Origin of the sequence: Paraburkholderia sprentiae WSM5005 (genome assembly GCF_001865575.2) — a bacterium.
GTDB lineage: Bacteria > Pseudomonadota > Gammaproteobacteria > Burkholderiales > Burkholderiaceae > Paraburkholderia > Paraburkholderia sprentiae.
This window is the reverse complement of sequence record NZ_CP017562.2, coordinates 1,657,872-1,673,281: the sequence shown is the minus strand read 5'-3', so window position 1 is coordinate 1,673,281 and position 15,410 is coordinate 1,657,872. Positions and strand designations below refer to the sequence as shown.

Sequence of the window (15,410 nt, the reverse complement as noted above, 5' to 3'; positions counted from 1 at the left end):
CTCAGAAGTTGATGATGGTCCGTACGCCGACGACGAACGTATTGCGCAGCGGCTGCGTCGGGTCGGTCGGGTTCTGGCCCGCGCCGGCGTTGAACGTGTATTGCGCGTCGGCCTGCACCTGCCACCACGGATTGACCTGGTACTGGTAGGTCGCCTCGAGCGCGGTTTCGCTGGTGCGCACGCCGTACGGGCTGCCGTTGAATGCCAGGAAGTCTTGATCGAGTCCGTTGACGTGACTGCCGATCTTGATGTAGGTCAGCGCGAGCCCGGCGCTGTCGTTGTCGCGCCCCTTGAACGGCGCCTTCAGCACCACGCCGAGGTTGGCCGCGACGCTCACGAGGTTGCGATCGCCCGGCGCGCCCATCACGCGCGCGAACACGCCGAGGCTGCGCGGCCCGTCGGGCTCGTGGCGCCACACCATCTGGTCGGCGACCGCGTAGAAGCTGTAGTTGCCGCGGTGATTGGCGGCAATGCCGGTCGAGCCCGGATTCGCGAGCGACAGCCCCATGTTGTCGTAGCGCTGATCGGCAAACGCGTTGGTGTTGTACCAGACGCCCAGCTTGTAGGTGCCCGGCAAAGCGCCGCCGCCCGTGCCGGCCATGTCGCCTTCGGCCGGCTGGTTGATCGCATACTGCAACTCGCCGATCCACAATGCGCCGTTATGCAGATTGAAGTTCGTGCCGCTCCTGTTGTTCGGGTCGTTGCCGAGCGGGTCGCCCGAATACACGCCGGCAAGCGCGGTCAACGAAGGCGTGAGCTGGCCGCGCACGCGCACGCCGAGACCCGCGAGCGGATAGGCGGGACCGCCCGACGGCAGGTCGTACGAGGGCAGTGCGGGCCAGCCGAACATCGTGTTGAGGAACAGCGCCGCATACGTGCTCGTGATGAATTCCTGGTCGAGACTCTGCTGGCCGATCTTCACGTCGACGCGCTTGTTCAGGAACGACTGCTGATACCAGAGCTCCCACAGGCGGGTCGCGTCGTCGGCCTCGATGCCGCTCGCGGTATTCAGCGTGCCGAGCTTGTTCGCGCTCAGGTTGGCGCCGTGAATCTGCAGCGCGCTGACGTTGAAAAGGCCGCCCGGCAGGCCGAACGCCTTTTGCGTATCCATCTGCAAGGTGGCGGTGGTCAGGCCGTCGTAATCCGCGCCGCGTTCGAGACCGCCGCGCAGATTGGCCAGCACTTCGCTGGTTTCGGTCAGCGTGAAGGTCATGCCGTACTTGCCGAGCCACGGACGCAGGCCGCCCATGTCGCCGAGCAATTGCTGGCGGTTCCAGAGGCCCGTCCACGGGTTGGTCTGCGTCGCCTGAATGGTCAGGTCGGCTTCGGGGGCTTCCGGGTTCGCATCGGGATTGGCTTCGGCCAGCGCCGAGTGGACGTCCAACGAGGCCCATGCGAAAGCCGTGCACAGTGCAACGCGCCGCATCGAAGGCAAACGCGTACGATGAGTTGCGCCGGTAGCTGCGGAAGAGTCGCAAAAAGGACGCGCTTTGGCGCGCAGTCCGTTGAGTTGGGCCAACTTCATCGAAATCCTTTTAGTGTTGTTTTGACCGATGTGATCAATGCCAAAGCAGACGATGGCGTGATCGTACTCAGGTGGCTTGCGAGCGTCCACACAAAGTGAGAACGACTCTCATCGATATGACGGGTTCGTCATCACCGGATTGACGGTCTGCTCGTCAACTCCGTGAGGGCGTAAATAGCTAGTAATAACAATGTAATGTCAGCGTATTGAGCACTCGGACCGAACGTGCGACGAGGTGAGGTGTCGAAGCGCACGAGTAACCCCGAAAGTCAAAGTAAGGAGGTGGAAATGAGCAAGCGCAGTCTTCTGGTTTCGTTGCTGGCGAGCGGCGGTCTGTTGCTGGGCGGCGCGGCGCACGCGCAGTTGAATCTGAAGCAGTTCGGCATCGGCGGCGGTGATGATAACTCGGCGGCTGGCGGCGCGTCGTCGGGCGGCATGTCGCAACTGCTGCAGAGCTATGTGGGCGCGAACCAGCAGGTGCTGAGCGGTCAATCGAGTCTCGCATCGGCGATGGGCATGACGAGTGCGGCCGGCCAGGCGCAGCAGGCGGCGGGACTCCTGAGCGGCGGCGCGCCGTCGGTCAGTCAGTTGACGCAGGCCGGTAGCACCCAGCAGTCGCTGTCGCAGAAGCTGACCGATGCGTTCGCCAGTCATGCAAGTGGCGGCGCCTCTGCGACGCCGGTCAACAAGGAAGCGTTCACCGAGGGGCTATCGTCGCTCGGCAAGGGCGTGAGCCAGTATTCGAGCTTGCAGTCGGGGCTCGGCAGCCTAGGTCAGATGAGTCCGTCGTCGCTGCTGCAATCGGGCCTCAATCCGCAGACCGCGCAAAGCGCTTCGTATATCGCGCAATCGGCGCCTGGGCAGTTGCAGTCGCTGATGTCGACGCTGAGCTCGGCCGTGCAGTTCGCGTCGAGCCATGGGATTACCGTGCCGTCGATCGCGACGTCGGCGTTAAAAGGCTTGTAGGCGCATTGGCGCTTCGCCAGGCGCGGTCGATTCAAAGCGATAGCCGCTATGATCGCGCCGAACCTGCCACCCAACCGGAATTCCGCCGATGTTCCACTCCGTCAATCTGGAAAACTACTTCGCTCGCATCGGCTATCAGGGCCCGCGCGCCGCCACGCTCGACGTGCTCCGGACGATTCACCGGCTCCATCCCGCCGCGATCCCGTTCGAGAATCTGCACCCCTTGACGCGCCGACCGGTCAGGCTCGACCCCGCAGCCCTCGAACGCAAGCTCGTGACCGAAAAGCGCGGTGGCTACTGCTTCGAGCAGAACATTCTGTTCGCGAACGTGCTGATGCAACTTGGCTTCAAGATCACGCCGATGCTTGCGCGCGTCGCGTGGGGCCGCGCGCCGGGCACGATTGCGCCGCGCACGCATATGGTGCTGCGCGTCGATATCGACGGCGACGAATGGATCGCCGACGTCGGCTTCGGCGCCGTGACGCTGACCGCGCCGCTGCGGCTGACCGCCGGCCTCGCGCAGGCGATTCCGCTCGGCACCTTCCGTCTCGCCGACGCGGGGCACGACACCGTCTATCTCGAGGTGCTGGCGCCGGACGACAGCTGGGCCCGCGTTTATCACGTCGATCTACGCGCAGTCGAGTGGGTCGACTATGAAACCTCCAACTGGTACACGTCGACCTCGCCGGACTCGAAGTTCGTTCATAACCTGCTGGCGTCCCGCGTGTTGCCCGAACTGCGCGTCGCGCTATTCAACGATCAGTACAACGAGCGCGACGCACAAGGACAGATCGTCAAGGAACGGCGCCTCGCGAGCGCGGCCGAACTCGCCGACTGTCTGCGTGAGCGCTTCGGCATGAACCTGGAGGACATCGATATCGCCGACGTGTTCGAGCGCGTGCGCACGCGCGACGACAGCGCGTAACCCGACCGCGCGAGGAAGCCGCACATGCTCACGCGTCTGATCCTGCAATCGCTGGCGTGGCTGGCGTTCATGGGCGTGCTGCTGTTCGGCGCGGCCGGCACGCTCGCGTGGCCGGCCGCATGGTGGTATCTGCTCGAGCTGGCGGTATTGAGCCTGTGGCTCGGCGTGTGGCTCGCGCGGCATGATCCCGCGCTGCTCGCCGAGCGGCTCGCGCCGCTCGTGCAGGCGCAGCAAAGCCGCTGGGATCGTCTATTCATGGCCGGGATCGGGGCCGCGTGGTGCGGCTGGCTGATCCTGATGGGCTTCGATGCGATGCGCTTTCGCTGGTCCGCGCCGCTGCCGGTGTGGCTCATGAGCCTCGGCGCGCTGTGCGTGTTCCTGTGCATCTTCTTGTGTCGCCTGGTGTTTCGCGCGAACAGCTATGCGGCGCCGGTCGTCAAGATCCAGGCGAGCCGCGGGCACAAGGTCGCCGACACCGGCCCCTACGCGTACGTCCGTCATCCGATGTACGCGGCCGCGCTGGTGTTCTTCGTCGGCACGCCGCTCTTGCTCGGCTCGTGGTGGGGGCTTCTGGCGCTGCCGGTGATGGCGTACGGCATGGGCTGGCGCGCGGTGCGCGAGGAGCGGCTGCTCGCCGAGCAGCTCGACGGCTACACCGAATACATGGCTCGTGTGCGTTACCGTTTCGTGCCGTCTATCTGGTAGCGCATCCTGGTGGGAGCGCCGCCGTCGGACCGGGTAAGATTGCTCCCCGCCGCCGGAGAACCGGCCACGGTGTACGTATGTACCACCGGCGAACCACCGACGAGGTTTGGAGTGAAAACAGCCACACTGGCGCACCGAGCGCCCGCCGCGCAGGCCGAGCAAAAACAGGATTCCGCCATGCGCGATCGCGCTCGCGACACGCCGGTCAAGGCAATGCCCGCCTACGAGCAGATCAAGCGCTACGTGGTCCAGCGCATCAGCGAAGGCGCATGGAAGCCGGGCGGACTGATCCCTTCGGAAGCGGAGCTGGTCAAGGAGTTCGGCGTCGCGCGCATGACGGTGTCGCGTGCGCTGCGCGAGCTGACCGCCGAGCGCGTGCTCACGCGGGTGCAAGGCTCGGGCACCTTCGTTGCGCCGCAGCGGTATGAATCGACGGTGCTGGAAATCCGCAATATCGCCGATGAAATCGCCGCGCGCGGTCATCGGCATTCGGCGCGCGTGCTGTTGCTCGAACCGAGCGACGATGCCGACGCGCTCGCAGCGTTCGGTCTCGCGAACGGCCCCGCGTTTCATTCGTGCATCGTGCATAGCGAGGAGGGCGAGCCGATCCAGTACGAGGACCGCTTCGTCAATCCGAAGGTGTTCCCTGACTATCTGCGCCAGGATTTCTCGGTCGAAACGCCGAATCACTACATGGTGCGGCTCGCGCCCGTGCAGCGCGCCGAATTTCGCATCTATGCGCAGAAGCCCGATGCCTATGTGCGCCGTCATCTGATGATGGATATCGGCGAGCCGTGTCTGCTGCTGTGGCGGCGCACGTGGGTCGGCGAGAACGTCGCGACGTCGGTGCGGCTATGGCATCCGGCGTCGCGTTTTCATCTGGCGGGGACCGTGTAGTCCGGTGCCTGAAGCGCGCTTCATCCCTGGCGCTGCGACGTATTCGGCGAAAAGCGGCAACCGAGCCGGTAGCGCGAACCCGGATGCACGAAACGCGCGAACGTCACGGCGACGCCGTTCGTCCACGTGCGGCGCGTCAGCGTCAGGCACGGTTCCGCGGCGTGAATGTCGAGCAGCTCGGCTTCGGCGGGCGTCGGCAGCGCCGCGTCGACCACGTGTTCGAGATCGTGCATCGGCACGACCGTCAGCAGATACTCGGACGGCTTGAGCGCCGAAAAATCGTGCTGCAGAAAATCCGGCGCGACGGCCGGATTGACATAGCGATCTTCGAGCTGCACCGGCAGGCCGTTCTCGCGATGCACGCAGATCACATGAAACACCGAAGCGCCCGGCGCCAGCGCTAATGCGTTCGACACCGTGACCGACGCGGTCTCGCGCTGCAACAGCACCATGTCGCACCGATACGCGTGGCCGCGCGAGCGGATCTCGTCGCCGATGTGGGCGATCATCAATAGCGTGGACTGCGGCTTGTTCGGCGCGACGAAAGTACCGACGCCCGATACCCGCGTGACGAGCCCCGCGTCGGCGAGCTCGCGCAGCGCGCGGTTGACCGTCATGCGCGAGACGCCGAGCGTCGCGACGAGGTCGAGCTCCGAAGGCAGACGGTCGCCCGCCTGGCGTTCGCCCGATTCGATGACCTGGCGGATGTGCTGCTTGACCTGCTCGTAGCGCGCGGCCGGCGCGTCGTCGCTGCCACGCGCTGTTTTGGGCATGGCGCTGGCCGCGCTAGCGGAGGACTTGCCGCGAGGCTTGTTGCGAACGCTGGTGCTCATAGCGGCTTCGCGTCGTCGGGGCCGCGTGTCCAGAACGCATTGCGGTCGAAATAGTTTTGCAGAAACTGCCGCAGACGCGGCTGCGAGGCATCGTGAAACACATCGCGCGGTTTGCCCTGCACGCCGATGCGGCCTTGATCGATGAACACGACCTTGTCGGCGACCTGCGCGGCAAAGCCCATTTCATGCGTGACCACGGCCATCGTCATGCCGTCGCGCGCGAGCTGCTTCATCACCTGCAGCACTTCGCCGACCAGCTCCGGATCGAGCGCCGACGTCGGTTCGTCGAACAGCATGATGTGCGGCTCCATGGCGAGTGCGCGCGCAATCGCGACGCGCTGCTGCTGACCGCCCGACAGTTTCGCCGGATACGCGTCGCCCTTGTGCGCGAGGCCGACCGTCTCGAGCATCGCATTCGCGCGGCGGCGCGCTTCGTCGTGCGACAGGCGCCGCACGCGCAGCAGCGCTTCCATCACGTTGCCGAGCGCGCTCATGTGCGGCCACAGATTGAACTGCTGGAACACCATGCCGACGTTGCGGCGCACGCGGTTGATCTCGCCCTGCGAGGCGCGCACGCGTTTGCCGTTGCGCTCGGTATAGCCGAGCAGTTCGCCTTCGATGCGCACGTCGCCGTGATCGTAGGTTTCGAGCGCGGCGAGGCAGCGCAGCAACGTGCTCTTGCCCGAGCCCGACGGCCCGATGACGCAGACCACTTCGGAGCGCGCGATCTCGAGATCGACGCCGCGCAGCACCTCGACATCGCCGAAGCGTTTGCGCAGATCGCGCACGTCGATCAGCGGCGCGGCGTTCGGTGCGTTCGCCGTTGCGCTGGCGGACGACGCGGCGGATTGCGCGGAGGAAGACATGTCGGCGATGGCGTTCATAGATGTCCCGGAATCATGCCATGAAGCGTGCGAGGCGGGCTTCGGCCCACATGCCCGCGCGCGAGGTCAGCTCGACCAGCGCGAGGTAGCACACGCACAGCACCAGCAGGGTTTCGACGAAAGCGAAGGTGGCCGAGCCGATGCCGGTCAGCACGAAGGTCAATTCGGGCACCGTGACGATCGACAGCACGGCGGTTTCCTTGCTCAGCACGATGATCAGATTGGTCAGCGCGGGCACGATCAGCACCAGCATCTGCGGCACCTGGATGCGCACGATCGCCTGCCAGCGCGTGAGCCCGAGACAGGACGCCGCTTCCAGATGGCCTTTCGGTACCGACTGGAAGCCCGAGCGGAACGCCTCGGCGAAATACGCGCTGCCGTAGAGGCCGAGACCGACGATGCCGGCCGTCATCGGTTCGAGCGTGAGGCCGATCGACGGGCCGCCGTAGTAGAGCAGAAACAGTTGCACGAGAAACGGGGTGCCGCGCAACAGCTCGATATAGACCCGCAGCGCCGCACGCAGCCAGCGTCCGCAGAACAGTTGCAGCACCGCGATCAGGAAGCCGATCAGGAGACCGATCGCGACGCCCGCAACCCAGCTGCCGAGTGTCGTCGCGAGGCCGGCAGCGATCGGCTGCAGGTTGTGCGTGATGACGGTCGGATCGAACGTTTGCATGGCTCAGTAAAGGTAGGCTCGGGATCGCTCAGGCGTGCTGCAAACGGTGTTCGGCCGCATGCGCGACCAGCGCGAGCGAACCGCAGATCACGAAGTAGATGAGTCCGGCCGCGACATACGCTTCGAGCGGCCGGTAAGTGCTCGCCGCGAGGTTCTGCGCGGTGCGCGTCAATTCGGCGACGCCGACCACCGAGATCAGCGAAGAAGCCTTGATCAGCAGCACCATTTCATTGACGAGCGACGGCAGCGTCAAACGGAACGCCTGCGGCACCAGAATGCGGCGCAGCGTATCGAACGGGGAAAGTCCCAGCATGCGCGCGGCTTCGAGATGTCCGGGCGGAATGCTCAGAAAACCGCCGCGCAGAATTTCGGCAATGTACGAGGCCGAGCACAACGACACCGCGCTGATCGCGGCGACGATCGGCGACACGTTGATGCCGGCGAACGGCAGCAGGTAGTACACGAGCAGCAACTGCACGAGCATCGGCACGCCGCGAAAGAAGAACAGATACGCACCGCCCGCGAGACGCGCGGCGCGATGCTGCGACAGCCGCGCGGTGCACACGCCGATGCCGACGAAGAAACCGATCACGAGCCCCGTCAGCGAAATGCCGACGGTGGCGAGCGCCGCATGCAGCAGGAGCGGCAGACCCTGAACGAAGACAGTCGTGTTGAACATGGATCGCGGCCGGTGGAACGCGAGGGCGACGCATGCTGCGCTATGACGAAATCATCGCGTAACCCGTGACGCCCACGTAAAAACGCTCAGTAATTCGGCGTGGGCTGCGTGGTCGGCATTTCCATTGCGACACCGAACCACTTCTTCTGCAACGCGGCGAGACGGCCATCCTTCTGCATCTTCACGAGCGCGGCGTTGAACGCGTCGGCGAGCGGCTTGCTGTCCGCGTCCTTACGCAATGCGTACGCAAAGTACACCTTCGCACCGAACGGCGGCTGCACGACCGCGAACATCTCGGGACGCTGCTTCGCGACATACGCGATGTTGGTCATCGAGTTCGCCACAGCGGCGATGCGGCCCGCCGCGAGGTCCGCGTAAGCCTGATTGTTGTCGACGTACTCGCGGACTTCAGGCTGCTTCGGCAGCGTGGCCGCGTAGCCCTTCAACTGATCGAGCTGCGCGCTGCCCTTGCCCGCGCCGACCGTCTTGCCCGCGATATCCGACGACTGCTTGATCGACGCATCGTTCGCGCGCTTGAGCAGCGCGTCGGTCGCATCGGCGACGGGCAGCGTGTACGTATAGCGTTCCATGCGCGCCTTCGTGACCGTCAGCGGGCCGCCGACCATATCGAACTTGCCCGCTTCGAGACCGGGCAGCACACTCGGCCACGGTAGATCGATGAAACGCACCTTCACGCCGATGTCCTTGCCGATCTCCGCGAACAGGTCTTTGTTGAAGCCGGCCTGCTGCCCGTTTTCGAGGAAGTCGAAAGGCGCGAACTGCATTTCGGTGCCGACCACCAGTTCGCCGGCCTTCTTCACTTTAGCGAGTTGGTCTTCGGCCTGCGCGGTGACGCTTGCCGCGCACAGCGCCAGCATGACCAGATGACATTTCCAGCCTGCAAGGATACGCATGGGGTTCTCCGGGGGCGAATAGGTGTGGGGTTGCCGGTGGCGTTGAAGTCTTCGTTCTGGACAAGGCAGTATATACCGCGCTTCCAGCGAAAAATAAATGCTCGCGCGACTAGAGAAAAGCCCTGATATCGAGGTGCGCATTGCAACTTGCGGCGCTGCTTTTGGCGGTATATACAACTGCAATAGTGATCCACGAAGGAGAGCGCGATGCCCGTGACCCGCATTCCGATCATCGATCTCGCCGGCGTGCGCGCGGGCGATCCGCATGCGCTGCAACGCGTCGCGAAGGAGATTCATCAGGCGTGCACGACGATCGGTTTTTTCTACATCGTCAATCACGGCGTGCCCCAAGCGACGATCGATGCCGCCGCGCAGGCCGCGCGCAGGTTCTTCGCATTTCCGGTCGACACCAAGCGCCGCGCGGCGGTCAATCATCGGCATCGAGGCTTCAATGCGCTTGGCGACGCGACGATGTATCAGGCGAAGCGCCCCGATTACAAAGAGTTCTTCAGCATCGGCCTCGAATTGCCGGAAGACGATCCCGACGTGCTGGCGGGGCAAGCACTACGCGGGCCGAACAACTGGCCGGACTTCATGCCCGAGTTGCGGCCGGTGCTGTATGACTATTACGAGGCGGTCGGCGCATGCGGCGCCGATTTGCTGCGCGCGGTCGCGGTGAGCCTCGGCATCGAAGCAAATTTCTTCGCGCCGCGCTACACCAAGCGCATGCAGCGCACGCAGATGGTCTATTACCCGCCGCAGCCGCCGCAATCGGATGCAGATCAGTTCGGCGTCGCGCCGCATACCGACTACGGCTGCATCACCTTGCTGTGGCAGGATCAGGTCGGCGGCCTACAGGTGCGCGAAATTGCCACCGACACGTGGATCGAGGCGCCGCCCGTCGATGGCAGCTTCGTCGTCAACGTAGGCGATCTGCTCGCGCGCTGGACCAACGACCGCTTTCGCTCGACGCTGCATCGCGTGATCAATGCGTCGGGGCACGAGCGCTATTCGATCGCGACGTTCTACGATCCGACCTACGGCGCGCTCGTCGATCCGCGCGAACTCGGCGCGAGCGACGCGCAAAGCAGATATCAGCCGGTTACCGCGGGCGACTATATCCTCGGCCGTATCAACGATTCGATGGGCTACCGCAAGAAACTCGCCGCTACGGCACAGCAAGGAACCCCTGCATGACAGAGCAGAGCATCACTGACGACACGACGACACCGACCGCAAGCGCGAGCGCGCCGCTCGCCACGACGCTCGCGGCCTTGCGCGCCGCGCTCGGCGCCGACGCGGTGCGCGTCGGCGAGCAGATCGGCGCGCACGCGATGACCGACTGGACGCGCCACGAGCCGACGCGTCCAGCGGCGCTGCTGTTGCCGCGCACGACCGACGAAGTGTCGCGCGCGCTCGCGATCTGCGACGTCGCGCGTCAGCCGGTGGTGCCGCAAGGCGGTATGACCGGGCTCGCGGGCGGCGCGATCGCGCGTGCCAACGATATTGCGTTGTCGCTCGAACGGCTGGCTGGCGTCGAAGAACTCGACACCGCGTCGGCCACGCTGACCGTGCGTGCCGGCACCACGTTGCAGACCGCTCAGGAAGCTGCCGAAGCGGCCGGTTTCGAACTGGCGCTCGATCTCGGCGCGCGCGGTTCGTGCCAGATCGGCGGCAATCTCGCGACCAACGCGGGCGGCAATCGCGTGATCCAGTCCGGCACCGCGCGCGACCAGGTGCTCGGGCTCGAAGTGGTGCTCGCCAATGGCGACGTGCTCAGTTCGCTCGGCAAGATGGTCAAGAACAACACGGGCTACGACCTGAAGCACTGGTTCATCGGTTCCGAGGGCACGCTCGGCGTGATCACGCGTGCGGTGCTGCGGCTGCATCCGCGCCGCGCCGCACGCCATACGGCGCTCGTCGCGCTCGACGATTACGATGCCGCGGTGAGCCTGTTGCGCCGTCTCGCGACGCGTTTCGGCAACGATATCGGCGCGTTCGAGATCATGTGGCCGGACTTCTACGACTTCGGCGTGAAGCTGACGGGCGCGCGCTCGCCGTTCGACGCCGCGCATCCGCTCTATGCATTGATCGAGCACGCGGGCTTCGATGCCGACGACGCTGGCGAACGCTTCGCCCAGGCGCTGACCGATGCGCTGCAAGCGGGCGCGCTGCGCGACGCGGTGATCGCGCAGTCGGTCGCCGATGCGCGCGCGCTATGGGCGATCCGCGAATGCACCGCGGAGTTTCCGCTCAAGCTCGATCCGATCAACTTCGACGTGAGTCTGCCGATCGGCGAGATCGGCGCGTTCGTCGAGCGTTGCCGTGAGGCGCTCGATCAACGCTGGCCCGGCAATCAATCGTATTTTTTCGGGCATATCGGCGATTCGAATCTGCATTTGACTGTCGATGGTCATTCGATTCCGGGCGTCGATCATCACGCGGTCTATGCGTTTGTCTACGCGATGCTCGGACCGTTGCGCGGGTCGGTGTCGGCGGAACATGGCATCGGAACGCTTAAGCGCGAGTTCCTGCCGATTTCGCGCTCACCGGCCGAGCTTGCGGCGATGGCCGCGATCAAGCGTGCGCTCGATCCGCACGGCATTTTGAATCCGGGCAAGCTGTTCTGAATTTCGATGAGAAGCAAATCAACGACTTCTCCCTCGCGTGCAAGTCCGCCACGTTTTCACGATCAGCAGATAAATAACGATCGCCACGATCAGATCTATCGCCGTCATTGCGCCGATGTAAAGCAGTTCATAATCGGCCATTGCGATACGCCGGCTCCTATCAAAATCTCTTGTTTTATGCTTGGCTTTATTGTCCGAATGCATGGCGCATCGGCCATGCTCCGCCGTCAATGCGCATTCAGATAGCCGACGATCAGCGGATAAACATCGGCCGCCGCGTTCTTGCCGAAGATGCAATCGATATGCCCATAGCCCGGAATCAGATGCCGCTCGTACGGCTCGTCGGGGAAGCGCTCGCGCAACAGGTCGTAAGTGCGCGCGGTGCTCACAGGCAGATAGGTTTCGTTCTTCTCGCCGTGAATGAAGCCGATCGGCAGACGCATACCCTCGAGTCCTCTCATGCCGTTCGCGCCGGTGAAATACACGTCGTCGCCACGTGCATCGACAACGTTGCCCGCACGTACCATCGTGGCCAGATGCTGGAACACCGCCATGTCATGAATGCCGAACAGGTCCTGCAGGTTCGCATGCAGCGTTTCGTTCAGCTTGTCGTGCTCATAGAGCAGGCCATACAGGAACGTCGCGCGATGACAGATCGGATTGCCGCAACCCTCGCCGTGATCGAGCGGATACAGACGCAGCGCTTCGTCGAACAGGTTCGCGGGCCACGAATCTTCCTGTGTATAGGCAGTGAGATCGCGCACGCGCAGATGCTGCATCAGGTCGGGAATATGCAAGCCGGCCTTGATCCGTTGCAGCGTGCCCGGCACCGGATGCGCGGACACCTGCGACATCACCGCTGACCGCACGCCGTCGAGCCCATACAGCAGCGACATGCTGAGCGCTAGGCCGCCCATGCAATGGGCTAGCACCTGGATCGTCGGCGCGCCGGTCAGCTCGCGAATCTTCGCGACGGCGGCGGGAATGTCCTCGCGAGCGATCTTGTCGACGTCGGTTGGCACGAGCACGCTCGGTAGTTCGATGCTGACGCGCAGATCGACGAGCCACACGTCGTAGCCCGACGCGGACAGATATTCGACCAGATTGGTCGGCGTCAGATCGGTCGAAAAGATGCGGCTCGACACGCCCGAGCCGTGGATCAGCAGGATCGGCTTCGAGGCTTTGCCCGCGGCCGGATCGACGTAGCGCGTGAGCTTGAGCTTGGTGCGGTCGGGCGTGTCGAAGTACGTGACCTGCGGCGCCGGCGCGCGCAGCGTGCGTTTCGCGCGCGGTGGGGTAGACGGATCGTAGAACTGCAGCGGCGCGGCCACACCGCCGTATTCGCTGAACAGCACGCCCGCGAAGAACTTGCCGAACTTCAGCGTCCATTCGAGGCGCGTCTTCAGATCGGGCGCGTGCGTGACTTCAAGCGTGCGCTGCTGCTTGAGGAAGTTTTCCGGCGTGATGATCAGCGTCGCGGTGCCGGCGATGGGCGCATCGTCCCGCGCCGACGCGCGGATCTGCGCATACAGCGTGTTGGTCTGCTCCCACAGGTTGATCGGCGATGTGCGCGTGATGATCTTCTTGCCGGTCAGATACCAGGTGTTGCCTTCGGACGCGTCGAGCGTCATCCGGTAGTTCATGTGGCGCTCGTCGACGTCGGACTCGTCGACGACGAACAGGTTGAACGTGCCGTCGCTGATCGTCAGCGGTTGCGCGGAGAGGGCGGGGCACGTCAGCGTGCCGGCGGTGCGCGCGAGATGCCCCGGGTTGCCCAGCATATCGGCGAGATCGTCGGATTCGACCGTCAGCGTAAATTCGATCGGACTCGTCGCGGCTTGTCCCGCCACGTTGGGCGTATAGGTGCCGACCATCGTCTCCGTGAAGCGCAGGCCGATCTTCTGCGCGGGCGGCGCGGCGGCCGTGCCCTGCGACGTGTAATCGATCGACCAGTCGTGCGCTTTGGCAAGCAGCTTGCAATTGCGTTCGGCGAGCGCGGAGATGGTCAGCAGCGGATTGACGCCGAGCGACATCGGCATCACCGCGCCGTCCATCACATAGAGGCCGTCGTGCACCGCGCCGCCGGCCGTGCCGTTGAATACGCGGCCTAGATGATCGACCACGCCATGTTCGGCGTCCTCGCCCATGCCGCAGCCGCCGAGCGGATGCACGGTCACCGTGCGCCGGCCGGCAATCTTCGTCGAAATCGGGTTGCGCAGATATTTGCCGCCGAGCGGCGCGCTCGCCTTGATCAGCACGTCCTCGATGCTCTGGAAGATCGGCTGGCGTCCCGCGTTTTTCCATTCGATGCGCGCGCGGCCTTTATCACCGATCGTGACGCGGCCGCTCTCGTCGTCGTGCGCCATCACGAGGTAGCTTTGGGTATGGTTGAGCGCGCCATGGTACGGGCCGCGAATCAGGCTCTCGATCGCGCGCGCGTCGTAAGCCATGCGCTCGAGCAGCGACGGTGGGCCGGCCGCATCCACGCCTTCGAGCGGCGCAACCGCGCCGAGCATGCCGACGAGCGCTTCGCCCACCGGGCCGGCCAGCGAGCCTTCCTCGATCACATAGCCCTCCTTGACGTCGTTCGCGTCGGCGCGATTGTCGATCAGACCGGTGATGGTCGGCCCGACTGGCGGAATCTGCCCTTGCTGGTGCTCGCCCCAGCCGACGCCGTTGATCGTGTCCTCGGTGTTGTACGCGAAGGCGAGCACGTCGCCGTTGCCGGTGAAATGCTGGCCGAGCATCTGCGAGGTGCTCAAACCCGCGTTGCGCGAGCGCAGCAGCAGCGCGGTCGAGCCGATCGTGCCCGCCGCGACGATGACGATATCGGCCAGCACGAAAAGATCGGGCGCGTCGTAGCTTTCACGGCCGAGCCTCACGAGCTGGAAGTTGACCTTCCATTGTTGGGTGTCGGGATCGCGCAGCACCGAATGCACGGCCGTGCCGGTGAAAATCTGCGCGCCGTGGGCGACCGCGTCGGGCAGATAGTTCATGTGCGTGGAGTTCTTCGCGTCGTAGTTGCAACCCGAGTTGCAATCGCCGCAACCGACGCAGCGCTGCTGCTCGACGCCCGCCGCGTTCGGGCCGTCCTTGAACGTGACCGTGATCGGCGGACGGCTGAAGCGCTCGGCCATGCCGAGCGCCTGCGCCGATTTTTCCAGCGCCCGCAGCTTCGGCAGCGGCGGGAAATCGTCGGGCACCGGCGACGGTGACAGCATTTTCCGGGCGAGCGCATAGCCGTCGTCGCGCCCGGCTCGGTCCGCGCGCAGCGCGGCCGGCCAGCGCGGGTCGTCCCACAGGCGCGGATCGGCCTCGAGCGCGACGTTCGCATTGATCAGCGAGGTGCCGCCGAGCCCGCAGCCCACCACCGCGTTGACGTCCTCGTTCACGTGCACTTCGAGCAGCGCGAGCGGCGAACCGATCTGCGCCTCGGCCATGTTGTACTGGATCTGCCCGGCGCCTTGCAGGGGCGTGCGCGGATACTCTCCGGCCATGAATTCCCGCCCGCGCTCGAGCACGCACACGCGACGGGCCGCGCGCGCCATGCGGCTCGCGGCGACGCCGCCACCGTAACCCGACCCGATCACGACCACCTCGTAATGCGGTTGCAGCGCCGTCGGCGCGCTCGATAAGCGGTTCATCAGGAGCACCTCGTGTGGAATCGGATGCGGGGGAACGGAAGCTCGACTTCGGAACAAAGACGGCGGGCGATGGCAGCTTTTTTATCGTAGGCGGAATATGGGTGCAAAAAAAGCGCGCCGTGGAAGGCGCGC

General features: G+C 64.8%; 13 protein-coding genes. 6 read left to right on the top strand and 7 right to left on the bottom strand.

Annotated features, from left to right (window positions below):
* Nucleotide 1 precedes the first annotated feature (1 nt).
* On the bottom strand, nucleotides 2-1,525 hold the full coding sequence (locus BJG93_RS24340; protein ID WP_027193910.1) for a carbohydrate porin: 1,524 nt from the start codon (nucleotides 1,523-1,525) through the stop codon (nucleotides 2-4).
* A 288-nt stretch (nucleotides 1,526-1,813) separates the two neighbouring features.
* Here BJG93_RS24340 and BJG93_RS24335 point away from each other — a divergent pair, with 288 nt between their 5' ends.
* From BJG93_RS24335 to hutC (BJG93_RS24320), 4 genes are all read left to right on the top strand, one after another.
* On the top strand, nucleotides 1,814-2,491 hold the full coding sequence (locus tag BJG93_RS24335) for a hypothetical protein (RefSeq protein WP_027193909.1): 678 nt from the start codon (nucleotides 1,814-1,816) through the stop codon (nucleotides 2,489-2,491).
* Nucleotides 2,492-2,579: 88 nt separating this feature from the next.
* Nucleotides 2,580-3,416 carry an arylamine N-acetyltransferase family protein gene (locus BJG93_RS24330; RefSeq protein WP_027193908.1) on the top strand — a complete coding sequence of 279 codons (837 nt, stop codon included), beginning with the start codon at nucleotides 2,580-2,582 and terminating at the stop codon, nucleotides 3,414-3,416.
* A 24-nt stretch (nucleotides 3,417-3,440) separates the two neighbouring features.
* The gene (locus BJG93_RS24325; protein ID WP_027193907.1) at nucleotides 3,441-4,121 is read left to right on the top strand and encodes a methyltransferase family protein; all 681 of its coding nucleotides are present in this window, start codon (nucleotides 3,441-3,443) and stop codon (nucleotides 4,119-4,121) included.
* Between the two features lie 111 nt (nucleotides 4,122-4,232).
* The gene (gene hutC, locus BJG93_RS24320) at nucleotides 4,233-5,018 is read left to right on the top strand and encodes a histidine utilization repressor (RefSeq protein WP_027193906.1); all 786 of its coding nucleotides are present in this window, start codon (nucleotides 4,233-4,235) and stop codon (nucleotides 5,016-5,018) included.
* Between the two features lie 20 nt (nucleotides 5,019-5,038).
* On the opposite strand, the gene hutC (BJG93_RS24315) is transcribed toward hutC (BJG93_RS24320), so the two are convergent.
* The 5 genes from hutC (BJG93_RS24315) to BJG93_RS24295 all read right to left on the bottom strand — a co-directional run bounded on the left by hutC (BJG93_RS24315) (nucleotide 5,039) and on the right by BJG93_RS24295 (nucleotide 9,004).
* Nucleotides 5,039-5,851 (bottom strand): histidine utilization repressor, encoded by an 813-nt coding sequence (gene hutC / locus BJG93_RS24315; RefSeq protein WP_027193905.1) that lies wholly within the window; start codon nucleotides 5,849-5,851, stop codon nucleotides 5,039-5,041.
* Nucleotides 5,848-6,735 (bottom strand): amino acid ABC transporter ATP-binding protein, encoded by an 888-nt coding sequence (locus tag BJG93_RS24310; RefSeq protein WP_027193904.1) that lies wholly within the window; start codon nucleotides 6,733-6,735, stop codon nucleotides 5,848-5,850. Before BJG93_RS24310 ends, hutC (BJG93_RS24315) begins: the two co-directional genes overlap by 4 nt.
* Before the next feature lie 13 nt (nucleotides 6,736-6,748).
* Entirely contained in the window at nucleotides 6,749-7,411 is a 663-nt protein-coding gene (locus tag BJG93_RS24305; protein WP_027193903.1) for an amino acid ABC transporter permease, read from the bottom strand.
* A gap of 28 nt (nucleotides 7,412-7,439) precedes the next feature.
* Entirely contained in the window at nucleotides 7,440-8,090 is a 651-nt protein-coding gene (locus BJG93_RS24300) for an amino acid ABC transporter permease (protein ID WP_027193902.1), read from the bottom strand.
* 86 nt (nucleotides 8,091-8,176) lie between these two features.
* Complete coding sequence (locus BJG93_RS24295) at nucleotides 8,177-9,004, bottom strand: transporter substrate-binding domain-containing protein (protein WP_027193901.1); 828 nt, start codon at nucleotides 9,002-9,004, stop codon at nucleotides 8,177-8,179.
* A 207-nt stretch (nucleotides 9,005-9,211) separates the two neighbouring features.
* On the opposite strand from BJG93_RS24295, the gene BJG93_RS24290 reads away from it, so the two are divergent.
* Both BJG93_RS24290 and BJG93_RS24285 read left to right on the top strand, forming a co-directional pair.
* Nucleotides 9,212-10,201, top strand: coding sequence for an isopenicillin N synthase family dioxygenase (locus tag BJG93_RS24290; RefSeq protein WP_027193900.1), 990 nt, complete (start codon nucleotides 9,212-9,214; stop codon nucleotides 10,199-10,201).
* Nucleotides 10,198-11,634, top strand: a complete 1,437-nt coding sequence (locus tag BJG93_RS24285; RefSeq protein WP_027193899.1) for an FAD-binding oxidoreductase — start codon at nucleotides 10,198-10,200, stop codon at nucleotides 11,632-11,634. The genes BJG93_RS24290 and BJG93_RS24285 overlap by 4 nt, the downstream gene beginning before the upstream one ends.
* 227 nt (nucleotides 11,635-11,861) lie before the next feature.
* On the opposite strand, the gene BJG93_RS24280 is transcribed toward BJG93_RS24285, so the two are convergent.
* Nucleotides 11,862-15,278, bottom strand: coding sequence for an alpha/beta fold hydrolase (locus tag BJG93_RS24280; protein WP_027193898.1), 3,417 nt, complete (start codon nucleotides 15,276-15,278; stop codon nucleotides 11,862-11,864).
* Between the last annotated feature and the right edge of the window lie 132 nt (nucleotides 15,279-15,410).